Annotated in this window: 12 protein-coding genes, 1 tRNA gene and 5 pseudogenes; 8 read left to right on the top strand and 10 right to left on the bottom strand. The window is 68.7% G+C overall.

The features are described from left to right. Window positions 1-584: TIGR03086 family metal-binding protein (locus E1284_RS29730; protein ID WP_207924027.1), on the bottom strand; the 584-nt coding region annotated here is incomplete at its 3' end. Between the two features lie 294 nt (window positions 585-878). Between E1284_RS29730 and E1284_RS29725 the strand changes: the two genes are divergently transcribed. After that, window positions 879-3029: a (Fe-S)-binding protein gene (locus E1284_RS29725; RefSeq protein WP_131943472.1), complete on the top strand. Its 2151-nt coding sequence runs from the start codon at window positions 879-881 to the stop codon at window positions 3027-3029. 50 nt (window positions 3030-3079) lie between these two features. Here E1284_RS29725 and E1284_RS29720 read toward each other — a convergent pair whose 3' ends face one another. Beyond that, window positions 3080-4930 carry a BTAD domain-containing putative transcriptional regulator gene (locus E1284_RS29720; RefSeq protein ID WP_207924026.1) on the bottom strand — a complete coding sequence of 617 codons (1851 nt, stop codon included), beginning with the start codon at window positions 4928-4930 and terminating at the stop codon, window positions 3080-3082. A 156-nt stretch (window positions 4931-5086) separates the two neighbouring features. Here E1284_RS29720 and E1284_RS29715 point away from each other — a divergent pair, with 156 nt between their 5' ends. Together E1284_RS29715 and E1284_RS29710 are read left to right on the top strand one after the other, a co-directional pair. Then, on the top strand, window positions 5087-5842 hold the full coding sequence (locus E1284_RS29715; protein ID WP_131943470.1) for a hypothetical protein: 756 nt from the start codon (window positions 5087-5089) through the stop codon (window positions 5840-5842). 106 nt (window positions 5843-5948) lie between these two features. Next, window positions 5949-6710 carry a ZIP family metal transporter gene (locus tag E1284_RS29710; protein WP_131943469.1) on the top strand — a complete coding sequence of 254 codons (762 nt, stop codon included), beginning with the start codon at window positions 5949-5951 and terminating at the stop codon, window positions 6708-6710. A gap of 118 nt (window positions 6711-6828) precedes the next feature. Here E1284_RS29710 and E1284_RS29705 read toward each other — a convergent pair whose 3' ends face one another. The 4 genes and pseudogenes from E1284_RS29705 to dcd all read right to left on the bottom strand — a co-directional run bounded on the left by E1284_RS29705 (window position 6829) and on the right by dcd (window position 10745). Continuing rightward, window positions 6829-7713: a glycine betaine ABC transporter substrate-binding protein gene (locus E1284_RS29705; RefSeq protein WP_131943468.1), complete on the bottom strand. Its 885-nt coding sequence runs from the start codon at window positions 7711-7713 to the stop codon at window positions 6829-6831. A 217-nt stretch (window positions 7714-7930) separates the two neighbouring features. After that, window positions 7931-8587: pseudogene (locus E1284_RS29700) on the bottom strand (ABC transporter permease); the annotation flags it as partial. A 244-nt stretch (window positions 8588-8831) separates the two neighbouring features. Beyond that, window positions 8832-9998 (bottom strand): annotated as a pseudogene (locus E1284_RS29695) (quaternary amine ABC transporter ATP-binding protein); the annotation flags it as partial. Between the two features lie 171 nt (window positions 9999-10169). After that, window positions 10170-10745: a dCTP deaminase gene (gene dcd / locus E1284_RS29690; protein WP_131943466.1), complete on the bottom strand. Its 576-nt coding sequence runs from the start codon at window positions 10743-10745 to the stop codon at window positions 10170-10172. 118 nt (window positions 10746-10863) lie between these two features. Between dcd and E1284_RS29685 the strand changes: the two genes are divergently transcribed. Beyond that, window positions 10864-10937: transfer RNA gene (locus E1284_RS29685), tRNA-Gly, on the top strand. Window positions 10938-11964: 1027 nt separating this feature from the next. Here the strand turns inward: E1284_RS29685 and E1284_RS29680 are convergent. Continuing rightward, window positions 11965-12207, bottom strand: a complete 243-nt coding sequence (locus E1284_RS29680) for a hypothetical protein (RefSeq protein WP_131943465.1) — start codon at window positions 12205-12207, stop codon at window positions 11965-11967. A 30-nt stretch (window positions 12208-12237) separates the two neighbouring features. Beyond that, window positions 12238-12474: a hypothetical protein gene (locus tag E1284_RS29675; protein WP_131943464.1), complete on the bottom strand. Its 237-nt coding sequence runs from the start codon at window positions 12472-12474 to the stop codon at window positions 12238-12240. A 117-nt stretch (window positions 12475-12591) separates the two neighbouring features. Between E1284_RS29675 and E1284_RS29670 the strand changes: the two genes are divergently transcribed. The 4 genes and pseudogenes from E1284_RS29670 to E1284_RS44125 all read left to right on the top strand — a co-directional run bounded on the left by E1284_RS29670 (window position 12592) and on the right by E1284_RS44125 (window position 14386). Then, window positions 12592-13371 (top strand): aminotransferase class IV family protein, encoded by a 780-nt coding sequence (locus E1284_RS29670; RefSeq protein WP_131943463.1) that lies wholly within the window; start codon window positions 12592-12594, stop codon window positions 13369-13371. Beyond that, window positions 13262-13537, top strand: a pseudogene (locus tag E1284_RS44135) (helix-turn-helix domain-containing protein); the annotation flags it as partial. The gene E1284_RS29670 and the pseudogene E1284_RS44135, both read left to right, overlap by 110 nt. A gap of 296 nt (window positions 13538-13833) precedes the next feature. After that, window positions 13834-13911 (top strand): annotated as a pseudogene (locus E1284_RS44130) (hypothetical protein); the annotation flags it as partial. 34 nt (window positions 13912-13945) lie between these two features. Beyond that, on the top strand, window positions 13946-14386 hold the full coding sequence (locus tag E1284_RS44125; protein ID WP_424923511.1) for a formylglycine-generating enzyme family protein: 441 nt from the start codon (window positions 13946-13948) through the stop codon (window positions 14384-14386). A 24-nt stretch (window positions 14387-14410) separates the two neighbouring features. On the opposite strand, the gene E1284_RS29660 is transcribed toward E1284_RS44125, so the two are convergent. Together E1284_RS29660 and E1284_RS43295 are read right to left on the bottom strand one after the other, a co-directional pair. Continuing rightward, window positions 14411-14848 carry an NUDIX hydrolase gene (locus E1284_RS29660; protein WP_243714824.1) on the bottom strand — a complete coding sequence of 146 codons (438 nt, stop codon included), beginning with the start codon at window positions 14846-14848 and terminating at the stop codon, window positions 14411-14413. 103 nt (window positions 14849-14951) lie between these two features. Further along, a pseudogene (locus E1284_RS43295) lies at window positions 14952-15094 on the bottom strand (IS110 family transposase); the annotation flags it as partial.

Below are 15094 nucleotides of genomic sequence, written 5' to 3'. Positions count from 1 at the left end.
GTCCAGGTGGGGGTGCGGCCGGTCAGGGCGATGAGGCGGTCCAGGCCGGGGGCGTCGGCGGGGACGTCGACGGCCGGGCCGAACAGGCCGGGGATGCCCTTGCCGCCGCTCTGCTCCACCGCCGGGGCGACGAAGGCGAGGCAGGAGTCGATCTCCTCCTTGCCGACCTCGTAGGGCTGGCCGGTGGCGCGGGCGATGTCCCACCCGTGCACGACCAGCTCGTTCATCGCGACGTTGCCCGCGTCCGCGCCGGGCAGGTCGACGCCGCCCGCCTTGGTCATGCCCTGCCAGGCGTCGGGCGAGCGCCAGGCGGCGGCGAGGGCGTCGAGCCGCTCGGGCATGCGGGCGCGCCAGTCCGGGGGGAGGCTGGACGCGTCGGCGGACGGCGGCTGCGAACCGCCGTCCGGGAAGTTCTTCGTCGCGGCCCACGTGAAGGCCAGGGCCAGGCCGTTGACGTGGTCGAGGAGCGCGCCGAGCGAGGTGTCCGCGCAGGGCGTCGGGGCGGTGAGCCGGTGGTCGGGGACGTTCGCGAGCAGCGCGGCCATGCGCCGGGACGCGGGTGCGAGGTCGGGCATCGGGGTCATCTCAGGTCCTCCGTTCGCTGTACCGGTGGACGGGACCGCCCTGGACGGGCGCCGCCCTTGTGGTATGGACTCGGGAACCCGCCGATACTCATCGGAACCCGGATCTCTAAGGTATGACGGACGACACAGCCCCGGTTCGGCGCCGCAGCGCCCTGGGAAGGGAGCGAATACGGTTCTGACCAGGGCGTGTGACGCATAAGCTACTACCGAGTAGTATTCGGGGCCCGGATGACGTGCAGTCTGTCGCGAGCCCTACGCTGACTGCCATCGCCCGTACCCCAGGAGGACGGAACAGTGTTCTGGATCACGTTGGTCATTGGGCTCGCCGGTACGGCGGTCGCTCTGGCACTCGCCGGTCGGCGGGTGCTGTTCCTGTACAAGACCGCCATGAGCGGGCAGCCCGACCCCGAGCGGACGCTGCAGGTCAAGCGTGAGCCGAAGAAGGCCGTCGAAGGCCAGGCCGTCGAGGTCCTGGGGCAGCGCAAACTGCTGAAGTGGACGCTGGCGGGCATGGCGCACTTCGCGGTCATGTGGGCGTTCTTCCTGCTGCTGACCGTCTACATCGAGGCCGCCGTCGCGCTGCTGTTCGGGCTGGACGCCAAGATCCCCGGCCTGCAGACCTGGCCGCCGATCGGCTTCGTCCAGGACACCATCGCGCTCGCGTGCACCGCCGGCCTGATCACCTTCACCGCGATCCGGTTCAAGAACTCGCCGAAGCGGCTGGACCGCAAGTCCCGGTTCAAGGGCTCGCACCTGTCCGGCGCCTGGTGGACGCTGTTCCTGATCTTCAACGTCATCTGGACGATGTTCTTCTTCCGCGGCGTCGAGTGGGCCAGCGGCAACCTGCCCTACGGCAAGGGCGCGTACTTCTCCTACCTGGTCGGCCGGCCGTTCGAGGGCATGAGCCACGACACGCTGGAGATCCTGGAGTCCGTCGGCCTGCTGCTGCACATCGGCGTCGCGCTGGTCTTCCTGGTGTTCGTCGTCCACTCCAAGCACCTGCACATCTTCCTGGCGCCGCTGAACGTCATGTTCAAGCGCCGCCCGGACGGCCTCGGCGCCGCGCAGCCGATGATGTCGGGCGGCAAGCCGCTCGACTTCGAGGAGGCCGACCCCGACGAGGACGTCTTCGGCCGCGGCAAGATCGAGGACTTCACCTGGAAGGGCTTCCTCGACATGGCGACCTGCACCGAGTGCGGTCGTTGCCAGTCGCAGTGCCCCGCCTGGAACACCGGCAAGCCGCTGTCGCCGAAGATGCTCATCCTGGAGCTGCGCGACCACGCGCTCGCCAAGGCGCCGTACCTCACCGCATCAGAAGAAGCCCGTAGCGCGTTCACCGACGAGCAGAAGCTCGCCATGCAGGTCGACAAGGAGCTCGTCGGCGACGACGGCGTCATCCACCCGGACGTCCTGTGGTCCTGCACCAACTGCGGTGCGTGCGTCGAGCAGTGCCCGGTCGACATCGAGCACATCGACCACATCCTGGACATGCGCCGCTTCCAGGTCATGATCGAGTCCTCGTTCCCGAGCGAGGCCGGCGTCATGCTCAAGAACCTGGAGAACAAGGGCAACCCGTGGGGCATGTCTGAGATGAAGCGCCTCGAATGGATCGAGGAGCTGGACTTCGAGGTCGAGGTCGTCGACGACAAGGTCTCCGAGGACACCGAGTACCTGTTCTGGGTCGGCTGCGCCGGCGCCCTGGAGGACCGGGCCAAGAAGACCACCAAGGCCGTCGCCGAGCTGCTGCACATCGCGGGCGTCAAGTTCGCCGTCCTCGGCCCCATGGAGGCGTGCACCGGTGACCCGGCCCGCCGCCTCGGCATGGAGTTCGTCTTCCAGATGCTCGGCCAGCAGAACGTCGAGACGCTGAACGACGCGGGCGTCAAGAAGATCGTCGCGACCTGCCCGCACTGCTTCAACACCCTGGCCAACGAGTACCCGCAGATCGGCGGGAACTACGAGGTCGTCCACCACACCCAGCTGCTCGCGCACCTCGTGGACACCGGCAAGCTCACCCCGGTCACCCCGATCGAGGAGAACATCACCTACCACGACCCCTGCTTCCTGGGCCGCCACAACAAGGTCTACAAGCAGCCGCGCGACATCATGGCGACCGTCCCCGGCGTCAAGACGCAGGAGATGCACCGGCACAAGGACCGCGGCTTCTGCTGCGGCGCCGGCGGCGCCCGGATGTGGATGGAGGAGCGCATCGGCAAGCGCATCAACACCGAGCGCGTGGACGAGGCGCTGGAGACCAACCCCGACACCGTCTCCACCGCCTGCCCGTTCTGCCTGGTGATGCTGGGCGACGCCATCAACGAGAAGAAGAACGAGGGCGCGGCGAAGGAGTCGCTGGAGGTCGTGGACGTCTCCCAGCTGCTCATCCGCTCCATCAAGGGCGGCGAGGGACGCGCCCCCGAGAAGGAGACCGTCGCCGCCGAATAGCACGGCACGCGAAGGGGACCCCGGGCCGCACGGCCCGGGGTCCTTTCATGTCAGAGGACGAGTTCGGTATCCCGCAGCGGCGGGACGGCGATCATCATCTCGCGGACGGCGTGCACCACCTGGTAGGGCAGGATCTGCCGGGCCACGAGATCGTCCACTGAGGCGAGGGGCCCGTGCGCCGTCCGGGCGAGCACGATGAGCTTCGCGTGGTGGGCGTCCAACCCGGGCAAAGTGGCGAGCACGTGCTCGGGTGCCGAGTTCACGTCGACCAGCCCGCCGTCATCGAACCCGGTCGCCAGGTCGGGACGTCCGATGCCCAGCCGATGGGCGATCACCGGGTGGTGCGCCGCCAGCGACCGCGCCTGGTCCCGCCGAGCCCTCCGCTCGATCAACTGGACGTTCACCACGGGCACGCCGCCCGGCGATTCGGCGGTGAGAAGCGCGAGGTGCACCGCCCCGCCGAACATCGTCGCCAGCAGCGCGAAGAAGAGCGGCCCGTCCCACGGGCTGCTCCGCTCGGGATCGCCGCTGGTGGCGCCCACGAGAAAGACGATCGACAGCGCCAGATAACCAACCGCCATCCCCGCAAGCCCCCGACTCCGCCGCCGCGCCGCGAAGTAGGCGACCAGAGCCCAGGCGACCAGCCCGAAACTGAGCGGCGGAAGACTCACGAGCACAGCCCGCAAAAGCCACGAAACCCGCCGCCCGCTCACCACCGAGGGCGGCCCCACCACCCCCGACCGAGGCCCCGCACCAGAAGGCAGAACATCGTGAACCGTCGGGGCGCCGTACGACAACTCAGCCGAAACCCCACCCCGGAACGCCTCCTGCGCCGCCGCGCCCGGACCATGGCCGGACGCCGCACCGCCATACGGCAGCCCACCAGCCGCAACGCCGTGCACGAGCTCGGTAGGCCGAACGCCGTCCGGAGGCCCGCTCGCCGCGACGGTGTGCGGCAGGTCGGTCGGCTGGACGCCGTGCGGCGGCCCGCTCGCCGCGACGGTGTGCGGCAGGTCGGTCGTGCTGGGGAGTGGGTTCGGTGGTGTGGTGTCGAGCGGCGGCTTCGGCGGGGTGTGTTGGGGCGTGGTGATGGGAGTCGAGGTTGTTGTGGGGGTGTTCTTTCTGGGCGGGGTCAGGGTCGGGTCGGAGCGGAGGATGCCCAGGTGCAGGGCGCGTAGGCGTTCGCCGGGTTCTACGCCGAACTCGTCCGCGAGGAAGTCGCGTGCGTCTCGGTAGGCGGCTAGGGCCTCTGCTTGGCGGCCGGAGCGGTAGAGGGCCAGCATGAGCAGGTAGCGGAAGCCCTCCCGGAGCGGGAACTCGGCGACGAGCCGGAGCAGTTCGGACACCAGGCGCGCGTGTTCGCCGGCGGCCAGGCCGGCTTCGGCGCGGGCTTCCAGGGCCGCTGCGCGCATTTCCTCCAGGCGGTTGCGGGCCGCGTCGAAGAAGGCGCCGTTCAGGCCCGCCAGTGCCGGGCCGCGCCACATGGCCAGTGCCTCGCGCAGCATCTCCTCGGCCTGCGCCGCGTCCTCGACCGCCTGCGCCGCCTTCACGCGTGCCTGGAAGACCTCGGTGTCGAGGCCCTCCGGCGGGACGTGCAGTGCGTATCCGCCGGCGGTGAGCGTCAGAAGCCGTCCCGGGGTGCGCGGGGAGCGGTCCGGTTCCAGGACGCGGCGCAGCCCGGCCACGTACTTCTGGACGACGTTCGCCCCGTTGTCGGGGGGATCGTCCCCCCACACCGCCGCCACGATCGACGCCGTCGGCACCGGGCGGCGGGGCGTCAGGAGCAGGACGGCGAGGACCGCCCGCTGCTTGCCCGGCCCGAGGTCGAGCTCCCGTCCGTCCCGCCAGGCGGTCGGCCGGCCCAGGATCTCGAAACGCGGTGACGATCCCTCGCCCGGCACCGCGACCACCTCCCGTCCCCCCCGATCCCCGGCAGTCGTTCGGCAGCAGGGGCGCAGTGACCGCAGCATAACGACAGTCATCCCGCATCCGCCTGCGACAGCCTCTTTCCGGACATCCAGGGCGATGTCCCATGAAGGTAAAAGGGGGAACAGCGGATGCCTCAGCATCGACTGCGGGCCGGCGGAGTGTCGGCCGTGATCGTCCTCGCGCTCGCGTCCGGCGCGGCCTGCGGGCCCGCCGAGGACGCCGCGACGACGTCGAAGACGGCGGCGGCGCCCGCGCGTCCGTCCGCCGGCGCGACCGCCGCGGCGTCCAATGGCGTGGAGAAGCTGCGGCCCGCCGAGATCCTGTCGCGCGCCCGCAAAGCGACGGCGTCCGCGCGCTACCTGCGGATGCGCGGGCAGATCGACGACGGCGACGGCAAGGTCGCGCTCGACGTCGGCTTCGCGGGGGCGGCGAAGGCGACCGGATGGTTCCAGCAGGGCAGGCAGCGCGTCGAGATCACCAGGATCGGCAAGGACGTCTACATCAAGGGCAACAAGGCGTTCCTGCAGGAGATCGGTGGGAAGAGCGCGGTGCAGTTGCTCGCCGGCAAGCACCTCAGGACGACCGCGAAGAGCGCCGACTTCAAGGACCTGGCCGCCTTCACGGACCGGACGTCCCTGCTGAAGGAGGCACTGAAGGCCGCCGGCACCTGGAAGAAGGGCGCGGCCGGGACGGTCGCCGGTACGCCCGCCCTCACCCTCGACGGCGGCCCCGGCGTGCAGATCCAGGTCGCGACGAGCGGAGAGCCCTACGTGCTGCGGCTGGACGGCGGGCCCGGCAACCGCATCGAGTACCTCGCCTACGGGACGCCGGTGGACGTCCGCCGCCCGCCCGCCGGGGCCGTGGTCGACGGCGACGGCTTCTGATGATCGTCCGTCCGCTCGGCGCGTCCCGGGGCCGCGGGTGCGCGCCGGGCGGGCGGCACTTGCACCGATGAGGTTCTGAACGGGGACACCCTGGTAAGACACGGGGATGGCCGTGCTCGTGTCCGTCCTCGCGTTCGTGATGACGCTCGCCGGCGGTCTCGCGGCGATGCGGATCCGCGACCGGCTGCACCTCGTTCTCGGGCTGGCGGGCGGGCTCATGCTCGGCGTCGTCGCCTTCGACCTCATCCCCGAGTCGCTGGCGATGACCCGCCACCACCCGCTCGGCGTGCCCGCGCCGATGATCGGCTTCGCGGGCGGGTTCGTGCTGCTGCACGTGGTCGAGCAGGCCGTCGCGATCCACCGGGCGCACGAGGAGGAGTACGCGCCGCACGTCCACACGCACGGCGTCGGCGGCGGCCCCGAAGGGAAGGGGGGTGCGGGCGGGTTGGTCGCGGCGTCCGCGCTCGTCCTGCACAGCCTGGTGGACGGCCTCAGCATCGGCCTCGGGTTCCAGTCCGGCACCGAGGTCGGCGTGTTCGTCGCGCTGGCCGTCGTCACGCACGACTTCGCGGACGGGTTCAACACCTTCACCGCGGCCTCGCTGAACCGCGCCGACCGCCGTCCCGCCGTCCTGCTGCTGTTCGCGGACGCCGCCGCGCCCGTGGCCGGCGCCGCGATCGGCACGCTGGCGACCGTCCCGGAGGCCGTCCTCGGGCCCTACCTGGGGACGTTCGCCGGCGTCCTGCTGTACCTCGCCGCCGCCGAGATCCTGCCGGAGGCGCACAGCGTCCACCCGCGCGTCATGACGCTCTGCGCCACCGGGCTCGGGATCGTGGCCGTCCTGTTCAGCGTCAGCCTCGCCGGATGACCCCCGCGCACGGCGAAGGGCCGCCCGGGATCACCGGACGGCCCTTCCTCCGCTAAAGGAACTGCTCCGAGACGGTCGGACCGTCAAGGACGGCCCTCGCGTCGGGGCGTTGCGGGCGTCAGCTCGTCAGGGACGTCGCGTAGCTCTGGTTGGTCTTCAGCCACTTGTCGACGGCCGCGTCGGGGTTGCCCTTGAACTCGTTCTCCATGAGGTCCTCAAGGGTCCCCAGCTGCTTGTCGTCCATCTTGAACTTCTTCAGCCAGCCGGCCACGTCCGGCTGGTCCTTGCCGAAGCCCTCACGGGCGACGGTGTAGATGGTGTCCGGCTTGCCCATCGCGCCCTTTGGGTCCTTCAGGTCGCGGATGGGGTACTTCGCGTACGCCCAGTGCGGGCGCCACAGCGTGACGACGATGTCCTGCTTGGCGTCGATGGCCTTCTTCAGCTCGGTCAGCATCGCCGCCGTCGAGGACGTCGTCACCTTGTACTCGTCCTGCAGGCCGTACGCGGGAAGCATCTTCTCCTGCGACACCCGGTACAGGCCGGAGCTCTTCTCGATACCGACGATCTTGCCGTCGTACGTCTTGCCCTTGCCCTTGAGGTCCTCGAGGGACTGCAGCGGCGAGTAGTCCGGGACGGCGATCGTCAGCGGCGCCGCGTCGTACCAGGCGCCGACCTTCTCCAGCTTGTCGCCGTACTGCTTCCAGTAGTCCTCGTGGGTGCCGGGCAGCCAGGAGTCGAGGAACAGGTCCACGTCCCCCTTCGACATGCCGGCGTAGAGCGGGCCCGTGTCGAGGGTCTTGACGTCGACCTTGTAGCCCTTGTCGGTGAGCAGCCGCTTCCAGAGCGCCGTCGCGGCCTCACCCTCGGCCCAGCCCGAGACCATGCCGATGGTGATCTCCTTGTCGTCACCCCCACCCGAGTCGGAGTCGCCGCACCCGGCGGCGCTCAGGCCGAGCGTCAGCGCCAACGCCGCGACCGTCAGACCCTTCAGTTTGAAACGCATGCCCATCCTTTCGTCGTCCTGCATCAGTGAGAGGTAGGGGGGAGCGGGACCTTCGCCGGCGCCTGTGGACGCCTGTGCACGCCGGCTGCCCGCCGACCGCCGTCCGGCGGGCTCAGCCGACGAGGTCGGCGGTCGGGGCGGCCACGTCGCGGGGGGCCGCTCCGCGGGTGGCCGTGCCGCGCGCGAACAGCGCGCGGAGCATGCTGGGGCCCTCGCCCAGGGCGCCGGTGAGGCGGTCCAGGTAGATGGCCAGGATGACGACGGCGATGCCGCCTTCGAAGCCCTTCGCGACGTCCACCCGGTTGATGCCCTCCAGCACCACGCCGCCGAGGCCGCCCGCGCCGACCATGCCCGCGATGACGACCATCGACAGCGACAGCATGATCAGCTGGTTGACGCCCGCCATGATGGACGGCATGGCCAGCGGGATCTGGATGCGGGTCAGGATCCGGTTCGGCGGCGTGCCGAACGCCTCGCCCGCCTCCACCATCTCCGGGTCGACCCCGCGGATGCCGAGCTCGGTCAGCCGCACCCCGGGCGGCATCGCGAAGATCACCGTCGCGACCACGCCGGGCACGGAGCCGATGCTGAAGAAGAAGATCGCCGGGATCAGGTAGACGAACGCCGGCATCGTCTGCATGAAGTCGAGGACGGGCCGGACGATCCGGCTCACCAGGTCGCTGCGCGCCGCCGCGATGCCGATCGGTATGGACAGGGCGGTGGACACCACCGCCGACACCAGGACCAGGGCCAGCGAGTCCATGGACGCGTCCCACAGCTCCATACTGTCGATCAGCACGAAGCCGAGGACGGTGAACAGGCCGAGCCTCCAGCCGCTGATCGCCAGCGCGATGAGGGCAAGCACCACGGTCAGGCCGAGCGGCGGCAGGAACCCGAGCACGCTCGTCAGGGAGTCGACCGACCACTCGATCGCCGAGCCGATCCCGTCGAACAGCCACGACAGGTTGTCGGTGCACCAGGTCACCAGGTTGTCGAACCACTCTCCGACGGGCGCCCGGGGCAGCTCGATCGCGTCACTCACCGTCGCCGCCCTCCTTCGCCAGCGCGAGTTCCGGTTCCTGCTCGACCACGTCCTCCACGTTCGCGTTGATCGCGCCGAGCGCCGCCAGCAGCGTCACCCGCGGTATGACGCCGAGCAGCCGCCCGTCCTCGTCCGCGACCGGGACCGGAAGGTCGCTCTCCGCGCAGCGGACGAACAGGTCGGCGACCGGGGTGTCCGGCGCCACCGGCTCCGGCTCCTCCAGGTCGATCAGCCCGTCGAGCTTCTGGACGTTCTCCTGCACCGCGTCCGCGATCACCGTGGCGCGGACCCGGCCGACCAGCTTGCGGTCGCGTCCGATCACGAACGCCGCCGACGTCTGGTGCTCGCGCATCGTCCGCAGCGCCGTCCGCGGACCCGTGGACGCCAGCACCGTGACCAGCGGATTCTCCATGACGGACGAGGCCGTCAGCACCCTGGTACGGTCCACGTCCGCGACGAACTGGGCGACATAGTCGTTCGCCGGGTCGGTCAAAATCTCTTCGGCGGTGCCGATCTGCACGATCCGGCCCTCGCGCATCACCGCGATGCGGTCTCCTATGCGCATGGCCTCGTTCAGGTCGTGCGTGATGAAGACGATGGTCTTCCCGAAACGGCCCTGCAGGTCGAGAAGGAGGTCCTGGACCTCCCGGCGGATCAGCGGGTCCAGGGCGCTGAACGCCTCGTCCATCAAGATGATGTCGGTCCCGGAAGCGAGCGCTCTCGCAAGCCCGACGCGCTGCTGCATACCGCCCGACAACTGGCCGGGAAGCTTGTCCTCCCAGCCTTCGAGACCCACCAGTCCCAGGAACTCGCGGGCCTTCTTCTCGCGTTCCTCCTTCGCGACGCCGCGGACCTCGAGCCCATACGCGGCGTTGGCCAGAACCGTCCGGTGGGGGAACAACGCGAAGTGCTGGAAGACCATACTGATCTTGTTCTGCCGAAGAGTCCGCAGCGCCTTCGGCGACATCTTCGCGATGTCCTGCCCGTCGATCTCGACGCTTCCGGACGTGACCCCGAGCAACCCGTTCAGCATCCGGATGAGGGTCGACTTCCCCGACCCCGACAGGCCCATGACCACGAAGATCTCACCCTGGCGGACCTCGAACGAGGCGTCCACCACGGCCGGTGTCACACCGAGGTCGCGGACCGCCTTCAGATCGGCGCCCGCCTTCAGTTTCCGTTGTGCCTCTGCCGTCTTACGACCGAAGAGCTTGGTGACGCTTTCCGCGCGGAGTACTGACACGATCTCCTTCCGGGTTCCCACGTCGATGCGCGGAAACGGGTCGCCCTGGGCGCCTGGACCTCAAAAGAGGCTGTCAACCGGACGCCGTACCTGTGCGTCACCCGAAACTACCCGCCCAGAGAACATGTTTCATCTTTTGGGTGTTTTCATCACATTCAGGTAACGAATGAGCTACACCTTCGTCCGGTGGAAGTTCAGGTACGACCGCGACGGCGTCGGCCCCCGCTGGTCCTGGTACCGCGACCCGTACTTCGCCGACCCGTACGGGTACTCCGCCGGCGAACTCGTCCGGAACAGGCACATCTGCCCGATCTTCATCCCCGGCCACAACTTGATCGGCAGCGTCGCCACGTTCGACAACTCCAGCGTCACATGGCCGCTGAACCCGGGATCGATCCACCCGGCCGTCGAGTGCGTCAGCAGCCCGAGCCGCCCCAGCGAACTCTTCCCCTCCAGCCGCGCCGCGAGATCGTCCGGCAGCCCGAACACCTCGTACGTCGACGCGAGCACGAACTCCCCGGGATGCAGGACGAACGCCTCCTCGGCCTCGACCTCCACCAGCCGCGTCAGATCCGGCTGCTCCACGGCCGGATCGATGTGCGGGTACTTGTGGTTCTCGAACACCCGGAAGTACCGGTCCAGCCTCACGTCCACACTGGACGGCTGGACCATGCCGGGCTCGTACGGGTCGATCTTCACCCGCCCGGACTCGAGCTCGGCCCTGATGTCACGATCGGAGAGCAGCACGCCGAAACGCTATCCCACGTGGGAACTGGCCCTCCGCAGCACCTCGCGATCTCAGGCAGCACCTCACCCGGCGATCCGGTACAGTATCCACAGCATGGCGGCGCCCCCAGCGCCCCACGCGGGTGTAGTTCAATGGTAGAACTTCAGCTTCCCAAGCTGACAGCGCGGGTTCGATTCCCGTCACCCGCTCCACCGTTTCCCAAGGTCAGCGCCCTGATCGCCACCTCGCGAGCCTACCCTCAAGATCTTCTATCACTCCGGACCGTCCGCGATCATGGCGGACGCGGTGACAACGAGCGTCCGCTACGTCCGAGATGCGAGCACAGCTCGCCGGCCGTGCAGGGCCCGGACGAGGTAGGCATCGGTCGAGATGATGCTGCGGTCCTCGGCAGTAGGCGCGGTTCGGACCCCGCTGTGCCGGACCCAGCGTGCCCAGAGCCGTCGGCCTAGTTGATCAGCTGATTTCAGCGACACACCGGGCTCATCTGCACAACCGAGGGACCTCTAAGCCGAACGTCGCCAACCATCCCGCCCACCCACGAAAAGCGACGACCGCACGGCACAGGAACCCACGGTGCCCCACCGTTCCTCCATGCCGTACGGCCGTCACGGCCCCGGCCACCCGTCAGGATGCGTGATGGCCATGACAGCTCTCGAACCGACGCCGCCTCAACCAGCCGCCACCCACGGTCACAGCGCACCAGCGCCCACAATGACCGCGTGTAGTGCCCCCGCCAGCACGTGACCCCGAAGCGGTCCGAGATCTCGGCGAGGGCCGCCCCGGCGTCCATCAGAACCCCTTCCGTCCTCCAGGACGAGCCTGCCGCCGCGATCCACCGATCTAGCGACGTCATCACCCGCAGGACAGCCAGGTCCACATCAGAGCACGGCGCCAGCAGTTCCCCGGTACTGGACCGGTACCACCACCCGCCGCCCGCGCCGGTCACGGTCACGCTCTCACCCCGGCCCGCGACATCGGGGAAGTGCACCCGCAGCATGGGCAAGGACTCGGCGTAACGGTGCTCCTCCACCCCCACCCGCGCCGCCGCAGCGCCCGGCCAAGCGGTTGAGCAGCAGTCGCGCAGTAAACGGCCGAGGCAGCGCGGCCAGTGCATCCGGGGAGATAGGCACCCGCCGCGCCGCCTCAGCCCCCAGGACCGCCCCACCCAGCGCAGGGACGGGGCCCCATCCGGTGATGGCCGGGGAGTCCACGCCACCATCACCAGGCCCTTTTCAACACCGGACGCCCCGCACGCTGCCGCTCCTGCACCAGCGCCTCACGCAACGCCGCCGAGTCCGACCGGATCACCGTCGCATCGACGCCCGCGGCCGAGTCGTGCAGCGTGGCGACCCAGTCGCCGAGACGCCCGTCCCAGCGCCGAGCCCGCCAGATCCGGTGTCCGGTGAACTCCTCCTGGAGCCGACGAAGCACCGGGTCATCGTTGTGCGCAAGCGTTTCCATCGCAGGGTTCCTCAGTTGAAGTCGTTGGTCTCAGGCCGCCCCGGTCTCGTGGACCGGGGACGCCGTACCGGCCCGGTGAAGCCGAGCCGCGATCTGCCGTGTCCGGACGTGGAGTTCATCGAGTTCCGCAGTGACCTCGGCGAGCACCGCGAGAAGGACCTGAGGCTCTTTTTCGGTCAGCCCGCCGGCCCGCCCCGAGTCATTGCCGCGCAGACGCGGCATGGCGAGCCGCACCACCTTGTCTTCCGAACGCACACGACCGCTCATGCCAACCACGGTGTCGTGTCGACCGCGCCTTTCCCATGTCCTGACACCGACGCAGCACTGAACTTGTCCTGCACCCGGCCATGTGAGCAGCCCATATCTACTGACAGACTGAGCCCCATGGCTGAACTCAACGGCGTACCTGTCACCCCGGATGAGCTCAAAGCGCTAGCTCTGGTGAACTACGGTCATTTCACCTCGATGCGCATGGAAGACCAGCACATCAGAGGCTTTTCGCACCACCTAGAGCGACTCGTCCGAGACTGCCGCGTTCTCTTCAGCCAGGAGCTGGACCGCCAACAGGTCCGCGACTACGTCCGACAGGCCACCGCCGGACGAGACGGCGCGTTCGTCGTCCGCGTGACGATCTACGACCCCGACCTAGAGCTAGGCCACCCCGGAGCCCAAGCCGAGCCGAAGATACTCGTCACGACCCGGCCGTCCGGAGCATGGCCGATGGCCCCCATGCGGGTGCAATCCGTCCCCTACGTGCGCGAGCTGCCCGAACAGAAGCACGTCGGTCTGTTCGGCGCCCTATGGCACCGCCGCAACGCCCAACTCGACGGATTCGACGATTGCGTTTTCACCGACCCGGAGCTGTACGTGTCCGAGGGCGCAACGTGGAACATCGGCTTCTACGACGGACAGCAAGTCATCTGGCCCAACGCCGAAGTGCTCCCAGGCGTGACCATGCGCCTACTCCACCAGGTGCACGACGCGACATCCCTTCGCCCCGTCAACCTCTCCGACCTACCACGCATGGAAGCCGCGTTCGCCACCAACACCGCCATTGGCGTACGAGCGATCACGGCCATCAACGACGTGGAGTTCCCAGACGCGCACCCGATCTTGGCGACTCTCCGCAAGGAATACGAAGAGATCCCCGCCGAAGCCGTCTGAGCACCGCCCCGCTACGGAGAACCCGACATGCCCCCCACAGTCTCACGCTGGACCGGTAAGGAAGCCCCGCGCCCTACGGGACGCCAAGCGCGTCAGCCAGGTGGAGTTCGCCGCAGAACTCGGCGTCAGTGAACGCATGATCGTCAGATGGGAGAAGGGGAACGTCACGCCCCGCCCCATCAACCAGCAGGGCCTTGACACCATCCTCGCCGCCTGTAGCCCCGACGTGCAGGCACGGTTCGCCGAGATGATCGGCTTGACGAGCCCGGCCACGTCCGCCCAAGATCCGGGCGTGTCCTCAGAGCAGCCAGCAAGCCCCGAGTCAGAGCCGGACGTGCCCGTCGGCGACGAAGACCAGGTCAGACACCCCATCGACGGGAAGCTGATGACGCTCGTCCCGGCCGGCGTCTACTTCGCGGGCGAGAACAGCGAACCCGTCTACACCCGGCGTTCTACATCGACGTGTTCCCCACCACAAACGCCGACTACGCCCGGTTCGTCACGGCGACCGACCACAAGCCGCCGCAGCACTGGGAGAACGGCGTCATCCCCGAGGGACTCGACAACCACCCAGTTGTGTTCGTCACCTGGCACGACGCCCCACGCCTACGCCCAGTGGTCCGCCAAGGCCCTCCCCAGCGCCCAGCAATGGGAGAAGGCAGCCCGAGGGACGCGAGGCGAGATCTACCCATGGGGCAACCAGCGGACCCCGGCGAAGGTCAACTGCCGAGAGGGCGGAAAGCGCAGCACGACCCCCGTTGACTGCTACGCCAGCGGTGTAAGCCCGTACGGCGTCTACGACATGTGCGGCAACACGTGGGACTGGTGCTCCACCGAGACCGAGCCGGGCCGCTACGAGCTGAAGGGCAGCGCGTTCACGAGCCCCTTCCTGCGCTGCGCACCCGCCACGTTCAACGATGCGTCAGCAGACATGCTCGACGACGACACCGGCTTTCGCTGCGTGACCCCAGCCGAGACCATGCGAGCCCTACTCAACGTGAGGTCGTCTCAATAAGGGACCCCATGGCGGACCTCAGAGTCACGTACGACGAGTATCCGCGGTGGCCCACAGGGGGTCGATGTAGCCCAGCCAGGCATCTTGATCATCAGCTAGCGGGCGTGTCAGCGGTAGCGGCAGGAAACGGCAGGCGAAGATCAGGCCGGTGTCGCCTCCATCGCCGCATACCGTGTGATTCCACGTATCCGCCGCTGTTGCGGGCGCTCGAAGATGGAAGTAGGTGGTCCTGCGCGGCTGGCGGGTGTCGGGATGGGGCTTGTTTTCCACGACAAGTTGTTCGATCACGGAAGCGGTGCGCAGTCCGGTCTCTTCGAGAACCTCGCGTAAGACGGCCTGCTCTGGTGCTTCACCAGGTAGCACGCCACCGGCAGGGACCTGGGTGCCGGCTTGAGGCATGCCAACGTGGTCGAAGACGAGGAGTTCGGGGACAACGCAGAGCCTGATCACGTAGGCGGCCACACGGATTCTGGGTCGGGTCACCCAAGCATTCTGCGTCGTAGGACTCCCCTGCTGAAGCCAGGGCTCGCCGGGGCAGGATGAGACCTCCGATGGTGCTAAGTCGTCAAGCTGCTGCGGTAACGGGCGGGGTGAAGGCTTTGATCGGGTCGTAGAGCTGCCTGGTCTGGAGGCAGTGGTAGAGCTGGCCGAGCATCCGGTTGAACAGGTTGCGCAGTGCGGCGGCGTGCCGGTCTCCGTGGTCGCGTC

The organism is Actinomadura bangladeshensis, assembly GCF_004348335.1.
GTDB classification, from domain to species: domain Bacteria; phylum Actinomycetota; class Actinomycetes; order Streptosporangiales; family Streptosporangiaceae; genus Spirillospora; species Spirillospora bangladeshensis.
The sequence above is the reverse complement of the archived record's forward strand: the minus strand, read 5'-3'. Positions and strand labels throughout refer to the sequence as shown.